The sequence below is a fragment of the Actinomyces wuliandei genome (assembly GCF_004010955.1).
Classification (GTDB): domain Bacteria; phylum Actinomycetota; class Actinomycetes; order Actinomycetales; family Actinomycetaceae; genus Actinomyces; species Actinomyces wuliandei.
In genome coordinates this window covers 2684106-2701568 of sequence record NZ_CP025227.1, presented here as the reverse complement: position 1 = coordinate 2701568, position 17463 = coordinate 2684106, and the positions used below count along the sequence as shown (strand labels likewise).

The window sequence follows — 17463 nt, the reverse complement described above, 5'->3', positions numbered from 1 at the left end:
TGATGCAGGGAGCGACCCCAGGGTGGCGCGCTCGCGAGCTGGTGACCTATCTTCACGACACCACAGGTTCGGCAGTCTGTATCATCGACCCGTTCAAGCTGGCCGACGACGAGGTTCTGGAACGGGCGGAGGCGGCAGAGGAACTCGGTAGCCCGTTCATCGTCCTCGCCTCCACCGACCACCCCAATTTCAGGGAACGGATGACGACTCTCGTCCCAGAGGTGAGCAGGGCCGTCTCCGTGCCGACTCTCCTGCATTTTCCTCCGACCCGCGGAGAAGGCCTTCCCGTCGTCCAGGGCGCGGCCGGATACCTGTGGCCGGCGCTCCTCATGAGTCGGGACCCCTACTTCGTATGGCAGAGCCTGCTGGAATCAGCCGCCCGGTGGCCCGCCCTCCTGGCCGGCGCCACGCCTCCCGAGCCCATCCTGTGCGCCGCACTGACCGTGGGCCCGGACTACCTGAGCGAGTCCGTCCTGAGCACGTACAGCCTGGAGGAGAGCCGTCAGGCCGTCCATGAGACCGCATGCCTAGTGCGAGTGCTCGGCCTGGACATGGTCTACCTCTACTCGAGGAACCAGAGGGTGGACCCACGGACGTGCACGATGTTCCGAGAGGAGATTCTTCCTGACCAGCTGATCTTCGTAAGCGGCAACATACGCACCGGCGAGGACATAGCGCAGCACCTGGATGCAGGCGCAGACTTCGTGGGGTTCGCCGGCGCCTGCGAAGGACCCGACTGGCGCGAACGCATGCCCGACCTCCTCACCATGAGGAGCGTGTGACGGTGGCTGGCACCGCCCTCCTCCGTCGCATGATTTCGCGCGGTGTCTCCGACGCACCCAACCATGACAGGACGGCCCGGTACCGTGCATCAGGAGGATGGCGCCCGCTCGCCGAGCTCGCGATAGGGGGCGACGTGATGATGGTCCTGCCCACGCGGCCCGCACGCCTGTCGCCAGAGGCGCTCACGGACACAGCTCGCGAACTCTCGGCCCAGGCAGTCGCCGCAGAGAGGGCGCAGGGGTACCAGGTCGCGCTGGTCGTCGTCATCCAGTACGCCAGCAGCCAGGAGCGACGGCTCGCCGAGTCACATGGGGACGCCCTCCTCGCCCTTGACGACCAGCACATCACCACCGTGGTCGCCTCCAGGGCCGGCAAGATCGCAGCGCTCAACACCGCCTTCCGGCTCGCGGCGCCGACCGTGCGCTTCGTGGGGTGGGTCGACGACGACGTGGAGCTGGGCCAGGGAACGCTCACCCGCCTCCTGCAGGAGATCCGACGCATGCCAGCACCAGCTGCAGTAGGTGCCACGAAGGTACCTCATCGCTCACCTCACCGGACAAGCCACGCGCTGGCGCGAGCCAAGGGGGTCATGCCATCAGCGATGAACTATCCCCATGGGTGCGCGATGATCGTAACGGCAGACGTTATAGGGCGCGGCATACCGGAGCGCTACGCCAGCGACGACGGTTGGGTGTGCTTCCAGCTGCTGGACCCAGCAGCGGACAACGCCCTGTGGAGGATGCGCCTGGTGCCCGTAGCCTCGGTCAGCTACATCGTCGGAGGCGCTCTCTCGTCAACTCTGCGACGTCTGCGGCGCCAACGCATCGGGCAGCTGCTGCTGATGGCGGAGGCGCCGGCGCCGGTCAGTCGCTGCTACCTTCACCACTGCCTGCTGAACGGCGTGAGCCTCCTGCCGATCACCCTGCGGGAGGGGCGGATCAGCACAACGACACTCGAGCGCTGCCTGTACTCGTGGGTCCATGTCCTCAGCACTCTTCTGCTGGCTGGCGAGCTGGCCCTGAGGGGACTGCTCAGGCTCCCGCTCAGCGGGATCGGGTGGGGAAGTCCGACAACAACTGATCGGAATGCCGTTCTCACAACAAGGAGGAATGAGAAATGAAAGTTCTTGCTTTGCACTCCGTTGGTCACGACAGCGGCGCCGCCGTAGTCGAGGATGGGCGCGTTATCTACAGCATCGAGACGGAACGACTCACTCGGCGTCGATACGACCACAGGGTCGACTTGGCCATAGGCGCTGTCACCAGTCAGCCCGAGCACCCCTTGAACAGCTTCGACTGGGTCGCGCTGACAACACCTATCGGTCATCCCGCGGCGACGGTGCCAGATCAGGCTCAGGTTATGGAGCGCCTGCGGGGACGGCGCGAGCTTCACGTGGAGACGACGTGTGAGATCAGGGGGCAGAGACTACCGTGCATAGTGGTCACCCACGAGGTCAGCCACGCGATGCTGGCCGCCCATTACTCTGGATACGCCGAGGACTGTCTGGTCCTTGTGAACGAAGGTCAGGGACAGTTCACGCAGAATGCCCTATTCACCTATCGCGACGGCCACCTGGACTGGGTTGACAGCGACGTCCTTCCCTGGTGGGGCCGCGGACTTGGCTGGACCGGCATGGGCGTGCTATTCGACATGGGGAACAGCCCCGGCGTAGCGGGCAGGCTGATGGCGTTGTCGGCTTACGGCCAGCCTGACAAGGCTATTCGCGAACAACTGGTCGGAATACCGGACAGGATCGTCACTGACCGCTCCTACGCCTACGACGTCGCCACCGAGCTGCGTGACGCCCACTTCGCGGACGGCTTCCAGCGGCGAGCCGACATAATATGCACCTTCCAGGAACTCTTCACCCAGGCTGTCACCTCGACCGTAGCTGAGGCGATGGAGCGCCATCAATGTGGCGCATTGGCCTTGGGAGGCGGTTGCGCCCTGAATATCGTCACCAACACTGCGCTGCGAGATATTCACGGACTGGCACCGTCTATCGCCCCGGCATGTAACGACTCTGGTCACCCTCTGGGTGCTGCCGCCTACGCCTGGTACCTGCTATCAGGAAGCCACCTGCTTCCCTTCTCGGTTTACAACGTCGGCGTCGAAGAAACGCCGTCGCAGCGTCGTGAGGCGCTTCGTGCAGGCAACCTGACTCCGCTCGCCTACGACGAGGACACTGTGGTGGAGGTTCTGGCCGAGGGAGGAGTCGTCGCAATGAACCACGGTCTCGCAGAGAGCGGGCCGAGAGCACTCGGCCACAGGTCACTGCTCGCCAATCCTCGTATCAAAGGCATGAAGGAGAGGGTCTCACAGAGACTGAAGGCGCGCGAGTGGTATCGTCCTCTAGCGGGACTGATGACGAAGGAGAGGTTCGCCGAGATGCTGCCGGGATGCCCCGACAGCCCTCACATGCTATTCGACTACAAGATTCCAGCATCAATGATGCCGGAGGCACGGCATCGTGACGGCACGAGCCGCCTGCAGACCCTGTCGCGGAGCAGCGATCCTGTGCTGCATAGCCTGCTTACGAGTTTTTCGGCACGCACGGGAGTGCCTGGACTGATCAACACCTCCCTCAATTCGGCTGGGCGGTCAATCGCTCAGACCACCGACGACATGCTGACCGACTTCCTGCGGACGGAAGTCGATCTGTTCGTGAGTGGCGACTTCATGGCGAGGCAGCTGTGACTGAAGCGCAGTCCAGCAACCTGAAACCGGCCGATCGCCTCTACCTGGTTGATCTTGGTCGCCGCCTGGACGATGCGCAGGCAGAATGCCAGCGCGCGACGACCGCAGTCCTGAATGATGTGGACGCGTGCGACGAAGTCTGCGCGCGCGTGCTTCACGCACGCGGTTACTTTCGGGTTCCCACGATGATGTGTGCCTGGCTCGATGAGGACACCACCACCAGGCTGGCGCCAGCGCTAGCAATGCATATTTTTGGAATGAAGCTGATGGACGACACAATCGACGGGGACACCCCCCTGTCGCGAACAGAGCTCGTCTGTGCGTCCGTGGCACTCTGCCAACGGGCCACTACGCTGCTTGCCAGGTCCGCCCCAAGTGCTGTCGAGCTGCTGAGGGACTTGGAAGAGTCTCTCCTGACTGTCTGTCGACAGATGGTGGCAGGCGGACGCAAGCCGCCCGACTCGGTGGCTGAGTGGGCGGAGGCCGCTTTGGGATTCGGAGGAGATTTTCTCGCCATGTACGGACGACTGGCATGCGTGGCGGGAGGGCGGCCTGCTGCGGCCGCCTCCGCGGCCGCAGCAGGCCGAGCGCTGGGCATCCTCATCGCGATGAGTGACGACTGGGCGGACTATGAGAAGCACCATGAACGTGTGGGCAACCTGCGCTATATCGTTGGCGACGACGACGAGCGCCGCGCTGAGCTGCTCGCTTTGGCGAGGAAGTGCGCCCGGGAAGGCATCGACGCTGCGTCGGCGCAGGACCCAGACATCGACCTCGCCCCTGTTATTCGATGGCATCTGGACGACCTGGCCTCAACTGTAGATGGTTTAGGACCGGTTTACCTCCGATGAGGCAGCATCCCGTAGGGGCGTTGTCGCCTCACGTATACATCGTAGGCCCGCCGGACGGCCTCAGAAACGCACGGCTGGTTGATGACCTACGGTCCCAAGGATGTCTCCCGACCCTTACTCCGGGCTGTCCCAGGGATCTCCTGGAACGCCTGCCCGCAGACTTTGTTGATGCCACCCGATCGGCTGTCCTGAAGCACCGAGCCCTTCTGCCGGGGGAGGTTGCCGCAGCGTTGGCGCACCGCTCGGCGGTCGAGCTGGCTCATGCTGACCACCAGCCCTGGGGAGTATTCCTTGAGGATGACGCCGAGATTGAGGAGGGCTTCGGGGATGTGTTGCGACGCTTGTTGCGCCTGTCGTTCGCAAGACCGGTAGCGCTGAGTCTCTACCGCGACCCCCTGCTGAGGACGTTGCCGGAGTTCGGGCACCCGTTGTTGCGTCGTCCTGTGGGCCTGCCCGAGGGGGCGGTGGGGTATATGCTCAATCGTGCGGCGATCAGTACGTACCCAGTCGACGGACCCGTCACGGGTGTCGCGGACTGGCCATACCCGTGGGTCGCACGGGTGTCTTTTTTTCAGGTTTGTCCCGTTGTGGTTCGTGCGGGGGACTACCCATCAATGATTGGAGCATGGCGAGGATGGGAACCAGTTTCAGCTCCTGTATGGAAACGCATCACCAACGTTATGTCCATCGTTAGTTCCTCACGGTACTTTCGACACCACCACGTGTATGGCCGGTGGAGAGACTACGCCGTGCAAGAGTACGGCCGCCTGCTGCATACGGTGGCAGGCGTGAAGCTCTCGGCGCACCAGCATGAACGTGGGACTTAAGAGCGGACCCCGCGACCTGATAACCCTAGTGTCGCGTGTCGTTAGTTGTTGGACGGTTGGTGTTGTGAAAAGATCGGGAGCATGGCGAATCGTCCTGCTCCTGGTCTGGTGCTGCGTGAGGGCAACCGTGAGGTCCTTGAGTCCTGGACCCGGTCGCGCAGCGTGCGGTCTGGCCTGGCTGCCAGGTCGCGGATCGTCCTGCTGGCGGCCCAGGGCGTGTCAAACACCGAGATCGCCCAGCGCGTGGGGTCTCGCGCCAGACGGTGGTGACCTGGCGGGGCCGCTACCTGGCCAGGGGCCTGGAGGGGCTGGACGACGCCCCGCGCCCGGGACGGCCCCGCCGGGTCGACCACGCCAGGGTGGTGGCCGCTACACTGACCCCACCCCCGAGGTCGTTGGGGATCACGCACTGGTCGACCCGCCTGCTGGCACCCCGCCTGGGGGTCTCGCCCGCCACGGTGGCCCGGGCCTGGCGGGCCTACGGGATCCAGCCCTGGCGGGCGCAGTCCTTCCGGTTCTCCACCGCCCCCGAGTTCGTCGGCAAGGTCACCGACGTCTGCGGGCTCTACCTGAGCACGAACGAGGACGTCCCGGCCAGCGCGATCGTGCTCAGCGTGGACGAGAAGTCCCAGATCCAGGCCCTGGACCGGACGGTTCCGGTCCTGCCCATGCAGCCCGGGCGGATCGGGCGCCGCTCCCACGACTACCACCGGCACGGCACCACCACCCTGTTCGCCGCCCTGGAGGTCGCCACCGGCCGGGTCACTGCGGCGCTCAGGCCCAGGCACCGCCACCAGGAGCTCCTCGCCTTCCTGCGCCAGGTCGAGCGGGCCCACCACGACGCCGTCGACGAGCAGGGCCGCCCCGTCGAGCTGCACCTGATCATGGACGGCTACGCCACCCACAAGCACAAGGACGTACGTGCCTGGCTGGAGGCCAACCCACGCTTCCACGTCCACTTCACCCCACCCACGCCTCCTGGACGAACCTCGTCGAGGTCTGGTTCTCCCTCCTGGAGCGCCAGGCGCTACGACGCTCGGTGTCCAGGTCGGTCAAGGACCTCAACCACACCATCCGCACCTACGTCAACGCCTGGAACAAACGTGCCCACCCCTTCATCTGGACCAGGACCGCCCAACAGGTACTCACCAAAGCCAACCGTCCAACAACTTCAAGCACGCGACACTAGGGCTGTGTTGTCGGCGAGTCCTGCACGTCGGAGGAGGATGAGATCATGATCCTGTGGATCCACGGCGTTGTACCAGCGAGTGGCGCGTCGTGCATCCAGCACCATGGGACAGTTGGGATCACTCGGTCCGTCGAGGTGTCAGGCACTAGTCGTGACGCATGTGGCGTCAATCAACTGACGGGGGACGCATCTCCACTGCGCGCCCCTCGCACGCCGCTGGCCCTGGGGCTACCAAGGGGCCACTGGGATGATGCCAAGGGACGTGGTCCCACCCGCCTGCGGCGGGCGCCTCCACCACACCGTACACGTAGGACCTGCCGGTCTCCGGCGGCGCCCTCAAGGCGGACCAGCATGATGTGGAGGGATGCGCGTTCGGCAGCTGCTGCGCACTCGACTCGTGGCTCGATCTCGGCAAGCTCGAGTCGGCCGCTGACGTCTGGGCCGCAGTCTGCCGTTACCAGAACGCCTGGCAAGCGCCCTGCAGACCCTCGTACGCCGAGCTGCTCATGGAGCACTCGGGCTACCCCGATCGCCATGCTCCACGTCACCGCTGAGGCGGAGCAGCCGGCCACCTGGGATTCCGACAGCAGCGCGTCACGTCCTCTCCAGCGCATGTTCCTGCGCGGCACTCCCTACGACGCCGTTGAGCAGCAGCGTCACGTCGGCGGCATTAAGGACCACCTCCTTTCGGACTACCAGCACCATCTTCAGTCGACCTCGCTTTTCGGACCTCGGTGGGCGGTTTCGAGCGGGTTGACGCCGCACCCGGGGCCCGTACGACGCTGCTGGAGACCATCTGCCCTTCAACCGACCCAGGTGCCGACCGCGCGAACTGAGCGGCGTAGCACCAGCTCCGTCGGACACGGTCTGGCATGCTCTGCACATCCGCCTCAGAGGCCACGGACATTGTGAAAGGATATCTATGGAACTGTCAGGTCATGTTGTGGTGTCCGTACCGACCCGTCACTGCACGGACCACCTGTATCAAGCGGTGAGGAGCGTGCTGAGTCAGACCTATGATGACCTCGAGGTGGTCGTGGTTAGTGACGGGGACGACGACGGGCCGTGGGACGTCCTGGCGTCGATCAAGGACCCTCGTCTCAAACGAGCCCGGCTGACATCCTCCCGAGGCCCCTACTTCATCCATGACATGGTCCTGCGCTCCGCCACGGACGCGCGGTGGCTCCTCATTCAGGACGCCGATGACTGGTCGGAGGAGTGTCGGGTCGCGACCCTCCTGGCGGAGCTCATGCGTCGCCCGTTGGTCGGAGTCACGTCTGGACAGTTCTACGAGGGCCTGTACCAGAGCTACGCCACCACATTCTGCGCGCCGCTGCGACCGGACTGGTATCTGGACCGCGCTCGCCATCACGGGCTGTACTCACGAGAGGGCCTGCTTGCTGCTGGTGGCTACTTCGGCGGCACGGCTTACGCCTTCGACAGTTTTATCGTCAACTCTCTTTACGTGTGCAACGCTCTCGGTTACGTTGATGTGCCACTGTACCATCGACGGCGGCGCAACGGCTCGCTCTCCCGGTCGAGGACGATCGGAGTCGGAAGCCCTGCACGAGCGGACTACGTAGAGCGTCTCGTGCACGCCTGGCGGGATCTTCTCGCGCACGCCGAGAGCCGATCTTGCGACAAGTCGTTGCTGCCGGCTGTCGCACGGCTGGTCGATTCCTTGGTGACCTCCGCCCAGCGGGCCGAACAAGCCCGTGCCGTGTCCCAGCTGCGCGAAGGCATGACGGGGCTCCGCCCGGGCGAGGTTCTTGAGATCGGGCTGGAACAGTGACGCTCAGCGTGTTCGGCCGCCTGTGTCGGGCAATGAGGCCCCGTGGGACCAAGGCCGATCCCTCCGTTATGGCACTCATCCGTTCCGACCTGGAGGCCAACCGGGGCAACGTGAAGGCCTTGGCTGTGCTGCCGCTGTTCAGGGCCACCCACGCCATCCGTCAGGACTCGAGGCTGCCACGGCCGCTCCGCCTTCTGACCGTGGCGACCTATCGCTTCGTCACCGAGGGCGTTCTGGGCGTGGAACTTCGCTCTGGCGCGCGGGTGGGGTCAGGCCTACGGCTGGATCACGGCGTTGGATTGGTGGTTCATGACGGCGCGGTGCTCGGGAGCCACGTGCTGCTCCGGCACAATGTGACGATCGGTGTCGCCCGGCGCGGAGGCGCCTGCCCTGTCATCGGCGACAGGGTCGAGTTCGGCGCAGGAGCGGTTGTGGTTGGTGGTATCACTATTGGTGAGGATGCACATGTGGGCGCGAATGCCGTCGTGACACGTGATGTGCCACCCGGAGGCAAGGCCCGCGCTCTTCCCGCCGTCATCACTGGGCGTGGCGGCTGAGACCGGCCGCCGAGGGACGCGGCCCGCCGCCCGGCTCCCAGAGCGTCAGCATCAGCAGAGGCCATACGATGCGCGACAGGGGCTCGCCTGCACGTTGGCGCGCAACCATGTCCAGCGCGATCTCTGGCCGTGCGATGCCCCGTGCCTCAAGAGACTCCTTGCGGATGGTCTCCGACACGAGGCTGCGCAAGGGCCCACGCAGCCAACGCTCGGTAGGGGTCTCGAACCCGCGCTTGACCGCCTGCCGCGACAGATGAGGCAGGCGGCAGGCCACAATATCCCGCAGGACCCTCTTGCCCACGATCAGCCTGTCGTCGAGGGCGAAGGACAGGTTGACGACGCAGGGATCGAGCAGGGGCGCCCGCGCCTCCAGCGAGTTCGCCATACAGGTGCGGTCCGTCTTAGCGAGGAGCTGGTCGGGAAGATATCCCATGAAGTCGGTCAGCATCGCCATCCTCCGCACGCTCAGATCACTGACATCGAAGGCTGCCGTGGGAGGATAGGGTGGCACGCTGAGCCCCGCCAGTTCACCGCTGACCAGCGGGTCCCACGAGGCACTCACCAGCGTGTAGATCTCCGCCAGGGAACGTCCCAGGAAGCGTAGACGTGACGAGCGTAAGCCGCGTGGGAGGCGCTCGACCAGCGGCCGGAGCGCGTGCGCACGGGACGCCGGTCGTCCGAGTCTCGACAAGCGAGAGTATCGACGGTACCCACCAAAGCACTCGTCCCCACCATCACCTGTCAGGCAGGCCGTGACGTGCTGAGCCGCACAGGCGGAGAGCACCATCAGGGGCACCGCGCCCGGGTCAGCGAACGGCTCACCGAAGACCCGTTGCACGGCCAGGACCGTGTCGACCAGCTCAGGGTCCTTCAGAGGGACCACAACGTGATCCATCCCGAGCGCGTTGGCAGTGGCCCCGGCGGCACTGGCCTCATCAAGGTCCCGGTCCTGCCAACTAAGGGTGAAGGCCGTGACAGGGGCGTCATGCTGCTCGCCCGCTAGCGCCGCGACCAGCGACGAGTCCGTGCCGCCGGACAGGAGCACTCCGAGGGGGACGTCGGCTTCCAGCTGGCGGCTGACCGCCCTCCGCAGTGCCCGCTCCACTTCCCAGTGGTCGGAGATCCGCGTACGCTCCTGGCCCGTGGTCACCGCCTCGATGGCGCTCCAGTACGGTGCGATCCGGGTGCGGCCTCTCGACAACTCCAGCACCGAGCCGGGTGGCAACTGGCGGATGCGGCGATGGATCGTCCACGGCGACGGTACACACCGCCGGGAGAGCAGCAGAGCGACCGCCTCCGGGTCTATGCCGCCGTCATCCCATCCCAGTGCAGTCAGGGCACCGATCTCAGAGGCGAAGGCGAACCGCCCACGGTCCTCGAGGTAGTACAGGGGCTTCTCACCGACCCGATCGCGAGCCATCCACAGGCTCCCGGCCCGACGGTCCCACCACGCCAGCGTGAACACGCCCTCGAACCGCCGCAGGGCATCCACTCCGTGCTCCTGCAGCGCGGCGACGACGATTTCACCGTCGCACCGGGTCGTGAACCTGTGCCCCCTGCCCTCGAACTGCCGCCGAAGGTCCCTGCGGTTGCAGAGCTGGCCGTCGAACACGAGCACGAGCGAACCGTCGGCGGAGACGACGGGCTGCACGCCTCCGGTGCCGAGGTCTCCGACGACGGGGGGGCGATGGCCAAGGGCGGTGCCGCCCTCATGCCACCGGCCCTCCCCATCAGGTCCACGATGAACAAGACGCGCGAGCATCGCCACCAGGCCCTGTCGTGCGTCCGGGTCACCGACGACGCCGGCCAGGCCGCACATCAACTCAGTTTCCGAGGAAACGGACCGGCGTCATGCGCGCCGACACCTCTGGCCAGGGCCACGGGTACCCGGTCCTCTTAGCCGCTGGACGGGCCGGCTGTCCGGGCTCCGGAGCCCGGCAAGGCCTGCGCTCGTGGCAGAAGCACCAGGTGCCTGCGCCTGCGCAGGCGAACAGCCGACACCACGAAACCCACCAGCAGACATGCACCACCGTAGACAGCGGCATGCAGCCACGAGTCCTCCAGACTACCCACCCCGTCGACACCGTAGTTCAGGAGGTTACGGGTTGACCACAGAGGCAGTATCTCGGCCAGGGAACGCCCCGGGTCCACGATCGTCTGCAGACCGACGACCATGATGAGGACCAGCATCCCCTCAAGCTCGCGGGGGATCAGGAGTCCCACGACCATCCCCACCGGAACGGGGAGCGCTGCGGACAGCAGGAGGGCCGCGACGACCGACCACCCGTGCAGGACGTCCTGGTCGAGCACGAGCCCTACGGCGTATAGCGAGCCGACGACGAGGGCGACCCCCAACAATGCCAGCAGCCGGCCCACGAAGATCTCCCATGCGCGGACCCCGGCCAGACGCAGGCGCGGGTCCAAGTCTCTCACGGTTTGCTGTGCGAACAGGGAGACCGTCCCCACAGCCCACGCCAGCCCCATGCAGCCCATGCGCAAGGCCTGCCAGCCGGCGTCCGAGCGTCGCGCAGCGTAGAAAACGAGCGGCAGCAGCATGAGCAGCACCAGGACCCACCCTCGGCCGAAGAGGTCGCGCAGGGTCATCTCGGTGGTACGGAGCACTCGCATCACTCGGCCCTTCCCCCCAGGTCGAGGACGAAGTCCACACGGTGCAGCTCGCGCAGCATGTGCGTCACGACGACCACCGCGATCCCCTGCCTGCACCAGGACTCCACGAGGTCCCAGAAGTCCAGGTAGGCACCCTCGTCAAAGCCCTGGTACGGCTCGTCCAGGAGCAGGACATCTGGCCCGCCCATCATCGAGCAGACCAGGTTGACCTTCTGCGCCGTACCGCCACTCAACCTGCGAACCTGTCTGCGGGAGTCCCTCATGTGCAGGGCAGAGGCGATCTGCTCTCCTTGACGTCGTGCCACGGCGGCGGCGAGGCCGAGACCACTGCCGAGCCACGTAATGTGATCCTGCGCCGTGAGACGGGGCGCGAGGTCCGCGTGCTGCGGGCAGTACCCGAGCCGTCCCGTCACACGCACCTCACCGGCGGTAGGGGACACGAGGCCGGCGCAGATCTTCAGCAACGTCGACTTGCCGCACCCGTTCGCCCCCACAACGGCCAGGGACCGCCCAGGCGCCACCGTGAAGGAGACATCCCTGAACACCTCCGTCCGCCCGAAGCGTTTACTTACCCCCCTAACGGCGAGGGCTGGCATGCTGTCCGCAGCGCTCATGTAGCCATCCACTCCTCCAGATCAAGGTCGGCTACTTGGAAGTCCCACTAGCGCGGGCCTGAAGTAAGATTAGCAGACCAAGAGGCCGCGCGGATAGGATCTGTTGTCTAGCACACGTCATTGGCCCGCTGGATGAGTCGTGCCATCGAGACACGCCGTGGTACCAGACGCCCGTAGGCTCGGTGCGTGCCTGCTGACCAAGAGCGTGAGCGGGTGGTCCGGTGGCCTTGGTGACGCCACCGACACCCCATCCGCACCGTCCTGCGCATCCCTGCCAAGAGGGCCAGTGCCATGCTCGAGCAGCTCCGAGGCCCTCACACGAGTCGCGCTCAGCCCCACAACCATCACCACCACCGCAGCCGCCCTCGTCATAACCAACCTCGACCACACACCCTAGTGAAAAAGTCTCACTATGCTGAGACGTGCCAGATCCCTGGTCCGCACGGGACCAGGCCTGCACCTTCACGCCCGCAGGTCCTGGAGGAAGGCCGTCCTGGCCAGCCGACGCCGCGGACGATGACCCTGCTCCTGGGACGCCCCTGGGACCGCAGGCGCCCCTGTGTCCTCGTCCCCGCCTGTTCCCTGCACCCGTTCACGCACCCCGCGCCAACCAGGTGTGAGACCCTGGGGCATGACCACCTACGTCCTGGCCCCCCGACTCCTTCAAGGAGTCCATGACCGCCCTGGAGGCGGCCCAGGCGATGGCGGCGGGCGTGCACGACGCCAACCCGCAGGCCACCTGCCTCCTGAGACCAATGGCTGACGGGGGCGAGGGCTTTGCCGAGACCCTGGCCGTCCCGCTGGGCGCGCCGCGCGAGGTGCCCGTGCACGACGCCCGGGGCAGGCCTGCGCGCGGCGCCCTCTACCTGGCAGGAGCCACCACGCCGACGGCGCTGCTGGACGTGGCCACCGCGGCGGGGCTGGAGCAGGTGGCCCCGCCGCACCGCGACATCATGCGGTCCAACTCGCTGGGCGTGGGAGAGCTCGTCCTGGCGGCCCTGGACCACGGTGCCCGCGAGATCGTCGTCGGACTGGGAGGCTCGGCCACGAACGACGGCGGGGCCGGCATGCTCACGGCCCTGGGGGTCCGCCTCCTCGACGAGCACGGGCTGGATCCCGTCCCGGAACACCTGGTCCGGGTGGCCAGCGTGGACGCCTCCGGCCTGGACCCCCGACTGGAGGAGGTCACGGTCCAGGCCGCCTGCGACGTCTCCTCCCCCCTGCTGGGCCCCAGGGGGCCAGCGCGGTGTTCGGCCCCCAGAAGGGCGCGACCAGCGAGCAGGTGGCGCTGCTGGACAGCCTCCTGTCCCGCCTGGTCTCCCTGACCACGACGCCCGACGGGCGGTCCGGTACCGAGGTCGCGGCCCGGCGCCGGGGCCGCGGGCGGCCTGGGGTGGGCGCTCATGGCCTTCCTCCGTGCCCGGATGCGTCCAGGTGTGGAGCTGGTCATCGAGGCCAGCCGGCTGCCGGAGGCGCTGGAGGGGGCCACCGCCGTGCTCACCGGGGAGGGCTCGGTGGACAGCCAGACGCTGACCGGCAAGACGGCGGCAGGGGTGACCCGGGCGGCCCGCGCCGCAGGCGTCCCGGTCGCCATCTTCGCCGGGCGGGTGCAGCCCGGTGCCTCCGTGCTCCTGGAGTAGGGGGTGAGCGACCTGGTCCAGGTCACCCCGGAGGGCACCCCCTGGAGCAGGCCCTGGCGCAGGGTGCCCAGAACCTGCGCTCCGCCGTGGCCCGGTGGGTGTCAGGCCGGTCCCAGGGCAGCAGCCCGGCCCCGGTCTGAGAAGGCTGGCACTCCAGCAATCTATAGAGGCAGGGAGGCCCGGTCCCGGCAGCCTACTGGCCCAGGAGGCGCGCCAGCACGCAGTCGTGCCCCGTGCAGCACGGCACCCGCGGCCCTCAGGCCTGGGGGACGGCCGGCGCCGAGCCCTCGATCCGGGCACGTGCCTCCTCCGTGACCTCAAGGATCTGCTCCGTGTGGGTCTGGCTCAGTCGGCTGCGCGGAACCGAGCAGCTGATGGCGTCACGCACCGGGACGTCGTAGCGCAGCGCGAACCCGTAGCAGCTGATGCCCACGATGTTCTCCTGGTCGTCCACGGCGTAGCCGCGCTGGCGCGTGCGCTCTAGGTCGGCGGCGAGCACGGCCGGGTCCCTGACGGACATGGCTGTCAGCGGGGGCGGGAGCACCTCGGGAGCCGACGTGCGGTTGTGGGCCATGATCGCCTTGCCCAGGGAGGTGTACACGGCAGGCAGGCGGCGCCCGACCCTCAGCAGGACGCGGGTGTACTCGTGCGACTCAGCGGTGGCCAGGTACACCACCTGGTCGCCGTCGAGCCGGGCCAGGTGGACGGTCTCGCCCAGCCGCCGCGCGGCGTCCATGATGACCGGCCGCACCAGGCGCACCCGCGGGTCGCGGTCAAGGTAGCTGGTTCCTGCCAGGAGGGTGCGGATGCCGATGGAGTAGTGGGTGCCCGTCGGGTCCACGGCCACCCACCCGCGCCCCACCAGGGTCTGCAGCAGCGCGTAGACCGAGGACCGTGGCGCGCCCAGGGCGTCGGCGACGTCGCGCAGGCGCGTCTGGGTGCCCTGTCGCCCGGCCAGGTACTCCAGCACGTCGATCGTGCGCGCCGCCGACTTCACCTCGCGCACCCCACCACCGTCCGCTGACACGGGTCTCCCTCCTCTGAGCAGCAGGACCTGGGGCCTGTCTACCACAGCACCGAGCCGACAGGACGTCATCACGCTCTCTTTGTGCCGTGTTGTCCTTATATGTAAATATGAGACACGACTGGGGATGACCGTCCAAGTAAGAGCTTGACGCCTCGCCCTCGGCCCTGGCGGAAGAGTCAGCAAAGGAGCACCTCATGCCGCTCGTCATCGTCGCCGTCGCGGTCGTCCTGCTCGTCCTCCTCATGACCCGCCTCAGGCGAACGGGTTCGTCGCTCTGCTGTCCGTCTCGGCTCTGGGGGGTGTGTACGGCGTCGCCTCGGGCACGCTGACCTACGAGGATCCTGACAGCGGGGAGCCGGTCCCCGGGGCCTCGCCCAGATCCCCGAGATCACCGAGAGCGGCCTAGGCGGCCAGTTCGGCTCCACGCTCCTGGTCATCGGCCTGGGCGCCATGATCGGCCGCGTTGTCGGCGACGCCGGGGCCGCGCGGCGCATCGCGGTCACGATCATCGATAGGCTCGGCGAGCGCGGTGTGCAGTGGGCCATGACCGTCACCTCCGTCCTTATCGAGGTGACCATGTTCTACGAGGTCGCCTTCGTCATCATCGTCCCGGTCGCCTTCACCCTGGTCCGCGCCACGGGCAGGCCCCTGCTGTGGGTCGGGCTGCCCATGTCCATCACCCTGTCCACGATGCACAGCTTCCTGCCACCCCACCCCGGCCCCACGGCAGTAGCCGGCTTCTACAACGTCTCCGTCGGCCTGACACTGGCCATCGGTCTGGTCGTGGCCCTGCCCGTGGGTGCGCTCATCTCCTGGCTGTGGCCGCGCCTGTCCCTGGTCAGGAGGATGAGCCCCCAGATCCCCGAGGGCCTCATAAGCGACAAGGAGCTCACCGAGGAGCAGATGCCCGGCCTCCTACCCTCGCTGTCCGTCGCCCCCCTGCCAGTGGTGCTCATCGCCGGGGCCGCCATCTACGACATGACCCGGTCGGCCGACAACCTGCTGACCGACGTCATCGCCTTCGTCGGCTCGCCGCCCGTCGCCCTGCTCGCGTGCCTGCTCGTCGCGTGCTGGGTGTTCGGCCCCCACGTCGGACGCACCCTCTCGGAGGTCGGCGAGTCCATGTCCGGAGGGGCCAGGGCCATGGCCATGATCCTCATGGTCATCGGGGCCGGTGGTGCCTTCAAGGAGGTGCTCGACGCCATCGGGGTGGACGAGTACATTGCCGAGGTCACCCGGACCTGGACCGGTCAGCCCGCTCCTGCTGGCCTGGCTGATCGCTGTGATCCTGCGTATCGCCCTGGGCTCGGCGACGGTCGCGGTCACCACGGCCGCCGGGATCGCCGCCCCGCTGGTCACCGGCTCGGTGTCACCTGAGCTGATGGTCCTGGCCACCACCTGCGGCTCGGTCGCCTTCAGCCACGTCAACGACCCCGGGTTCTGGATGTTCAAGGAGTACTTCAACCTCTCCGTCACCGAGGCCATCAAGACACGCACCACCTACACCACGGCGCTCAGCGTCCTGGGGCTGGCAGGGGTCATGCTCATGAGCGTGTTCATCCATGCACACACAGACAACTTGACAGGCTCCAAGGCTGAGCACTGGGCGACCGCCCTGACTACCGGCGGGAGGAAGGTCCTCGACAAGGCCCTGCCCAACGACGAGTCCAGGCTTAGAGGCCTGTACGAGCGGCTCGGCAGCCACGGCCGAGTCCTGGTGGCGGTCGACCAGCCGGCGACGATCGGCGCCCTGGCGGTCGCGGTCGCCCAGGCCATGGGTACCACCGTGGGCTACCTGCCCGGCCTGTCCATGCGCCGCATCGCGGACCTGACACCAGGCAGCGCCAGGACCGACGCAAAAGACGCGGCCGTGATCGCCGAGGCGGCCCGCACCACGCCCCACACGCTCAGGTCCATCAGCACCTCGGACGAGGACGCCGCCTCCTTGTCGATGTTGACCGGTTTCGACCTGGACCTGGCCCGCCAGGACCAGCCAGACCGCAAACCGTGTCCGGGGCCTGTACACCCAGATCCACCCAGCCCTTGAGACTGTGCTGGGGCCGTGGCTGGAGCACGACGCCGTGCTGGAGGTGATCGCCGCCTGGCCCACGCCACAATCACTGAAGAAGGCCGGCAGGGCGCGTATTGACGCCAAGCTCAAAGCCAACGGGTGCAGACGGCACACCACCTGGGCAAAGACAATCACCGACGCCCTGGGCAAGCAGACAGTGGTGGTCGTCGGCACCGACGCCGCTGGCGTGGTGCTGCCCCACCCGGGCCCCGTCCGGCTCACCACCTCCTGCACGCCCAGCGCGACGACGTCGCCGCCCAGGTTGAGGCCCTGGTGGAGGCCCACCCTCCTCACGCCGGTCCCTGGCCACCGGTGCCCGGGGTGGGGGTCAGGACCGCCGCCGTCTTCCTGGCCGAGACCCTCGGCAGATCCTTCGACACCGGCGCGCACCTGGCCTGCCTGCGCAGGCCTCACCCCACTCACCCGGCGGTCGGGGTCCTCCGTCCGCGGTGAGCACGTCTCCCACGCCGGCAGCAAGAGGCTCAAACGCGCCATGTTCCTAGCGGCCTTCGCCGCCCTCAGGACAGACCCGGCATCCCGCGCCTGCTACCAGCGCAAACGAGACCAGGGCAAGCGCCACAACCAGGCCCTGCCCGCCCTCGCCCACCGCCGCATCCTCACCCTCTACGCCATGACCCGAGACGGCGCCCTCTACACCCCCCAACCAACCCAACAACTACCCGCCGCCGCTTGACAAACAACATAGGGCCACCCCCCGGGGGGGCGGTCAGCACAGCCAGCGACCAGGCAACAAGGCAGGAACCCAGGCCGTCCAGCAGCAGGGACA

Annotated in this window: 11 protein-coding genes and 4 pseudogenes; 11 read left to right on the top strand and 4 right to left on the bottom strand. The window is 67.2% G+C overall.

The window, feature by feature from the left end; translation table 11 throughout:
- The first annotated feature begins 2 nt into the window (after positions 1-2).
- From CWS50_RS11155 to CWS50_RS13875, 7 genes and pseudogenes are all read left to right on the top strand, one after another.
- Positions 3-782 (top strand): geranylgeranylglyceryl/heptaprenylglyceryl phosphate synthase, encoded by a 780-nt coding sequence (locus CWS50_RS11155; RefSeq protein ID WP_243118567.1) that lies wholly within the window; start codon positions 3-5, stop codon positions 780-782.
- Between the two features lie 29 nt (positions 783-811).
- Positions 812-1903 (top strand): glycosyltransferase, encoded by a 1092-nt coding sequence (locus tag CWS50_RS11150; protein WP_127842848.1) that lies wholly within the window; start codon positions 812-814, stop codon positions 1901-1903.
- Positions 1900-3480, top strand: coding sequence for a carbamoyltransferase C-terminal domain-containing protein (locus tag CWS50_RS11145; protein WP_127842847.1), 1581 nt, complete (start codon positions 1900-1902; stop codon positions 3478-3480). Before CWS50_RS11150 ends, CWS50_RS11145 begins: the two co-directional genes overlap by 4 nt.
- A complete protein-coding gene (locus CWS50_RS11140) occupies positions 3477-4331 on the top strand; it encodes a hypothetical protein (protein WP_127842846.1) in 855 nt (284 codons plus the stop codon). The genes CWS50_RS11145 and CWS50_RS11140 overlap by 4 nt, the downstream gene beginning before the upstream one ends.
- A 908-nt stretch (positions 4332-5239) precedes the next feature.
- Positions 5240-6347 (top strand): annotated as a pseudogene (locus CWS50_RS11135) (IS630 family transposase).
- Positions 6348-7269: 922 nt separating this feature from the next.
- Positions 7270-8139 (top strand): glycosyltransferase family A protein, encoded by an 870-nt coding sequence (locus CWS50_RS11130; protein WP_127842845.1) that lies wholly within the window; start codon positions 7270-7272, stop codon positions 8137-8139.
- Between the two features lie 68 nt (positions 8140-8207).
- Positions 8208-8696: a serine acetyltransferase gene (locus CWS50_RS13875; RefSeq protein WP_279221954.1), complete on the top strand. Its 489-nt coding sequence runs from the start codon at positions 8208-8210 to the stop codon at positions 8694-8696.
- Here the strand turns inward: CWS50_RS13875 and asnB are convergent.
- The 3 genes from asnB to CWS50_RS11110 form a co-directional block, all read right to left on the bottom strand.
- Entirely contained in the window at positions 8677-10515 is a 1839-nt protein-coding gene (gene asnB / locus CWS50_RS11120) for an asparagine synthase (glutamine-hydrolyzing) (protein ID WP_127842843.1), read from the bottom strand. The two genes, CWS50_RS13875 and asnB, sit on opposite strands and share 20 nt — an antisense overlap.
- Before the next feature lie 77 nt (positions 10516-10592).
- Complete coding sequence (locus CWS50_RS11115; RefSeq protein WP_127842842.1) at positions 10593-11324, bottom strand: hypothetical protein; 732 nt, start codon at positions 11322-11324, stop codon at positions 10593-10595.
- Positions 11324-11938: an ATP-binding cassette domain-containing protein gene (locus CWS50_RS11110; protein ID WP_127842841.1), complete on the bottom strand. Its 615-nt coding sequence runs from the start codon at positions 11936-11938 to the stop codon at positions 11324-11326. The genes CWS50_RS11115 and CWS50_RS11110 overlap by 1 nt, the downstream gene beginning before the upstream one ends.
- 674 nt (positions 11939-12612) lie before the next feature.
- Between CWS50_RS11110 and CWS50_RS13270 the strand changes: the two are divergent.
- Positions 12613-13578 (top strand): annotated as a pseudogene (locus tag CWS50_RS13270) (glycerate kinase).
- A gap of 256 nt (positions 13579-13834) precedes the next feature.
- Here the strand turns inward: CWS50_RS13270 and CWS50_RS11090 are convergent.
- Positions 13835-14605 carry an IclR family transcriptional regulator gene (locus CWS50_RS11090; RefSeq protein WP_243118313.1) on the bottom strand — a complete coding sequence of 257 codons (771 nt, stop codon included), beginning with the start codon at positions 14603-14605 and terminating at the stop codon, positions 13835-13837.
- Positions 14606-14983: 378 nt separating this feature from the next.
- On the opposite strand from CWS50_RS11090, the gene CWS50_RS11085 reads away from it, so the two are divergent.
- The 3 genes and pseudogenes from CWS50_RS11085 to CWS50_RS11080 all read left to right on the top strand — a co-directional run bounded on the left by CWS50_RS11085 (position 14984) and on the right by CWS50_RS11080 (position 17370).
- Positions 14984-15982 (top strand): GntT/GntP/DsdX family permease, encoded by a 999-nt coding sequence (locus CWS50_RS11085; protein ID WP_341472747.1) that lies wholly within the window; start codon positions 14984-14986, stop codon positions 15980-15982.
- A pseudogene (locus tag CWS50_RS13870) lies at positions 15888-16100 on the top strand (GntT/GntP/DsdX family permease); the annotation flags it as partial. The gene CWS50_RS11085 and the pseudogene CWS50_RS13870, both read left to right, overlap by 95 nt.
- Before the next feature lie 51 nt (positions 16101-16151).
- Positions 16152-17370, top strand: a pseudogene (locus CWS50_RS11080) (IS110 family RNA-guided transposase).
- The last annotated feature ends 93 nt before the right edge of the window (positions 17371-17463 follow it).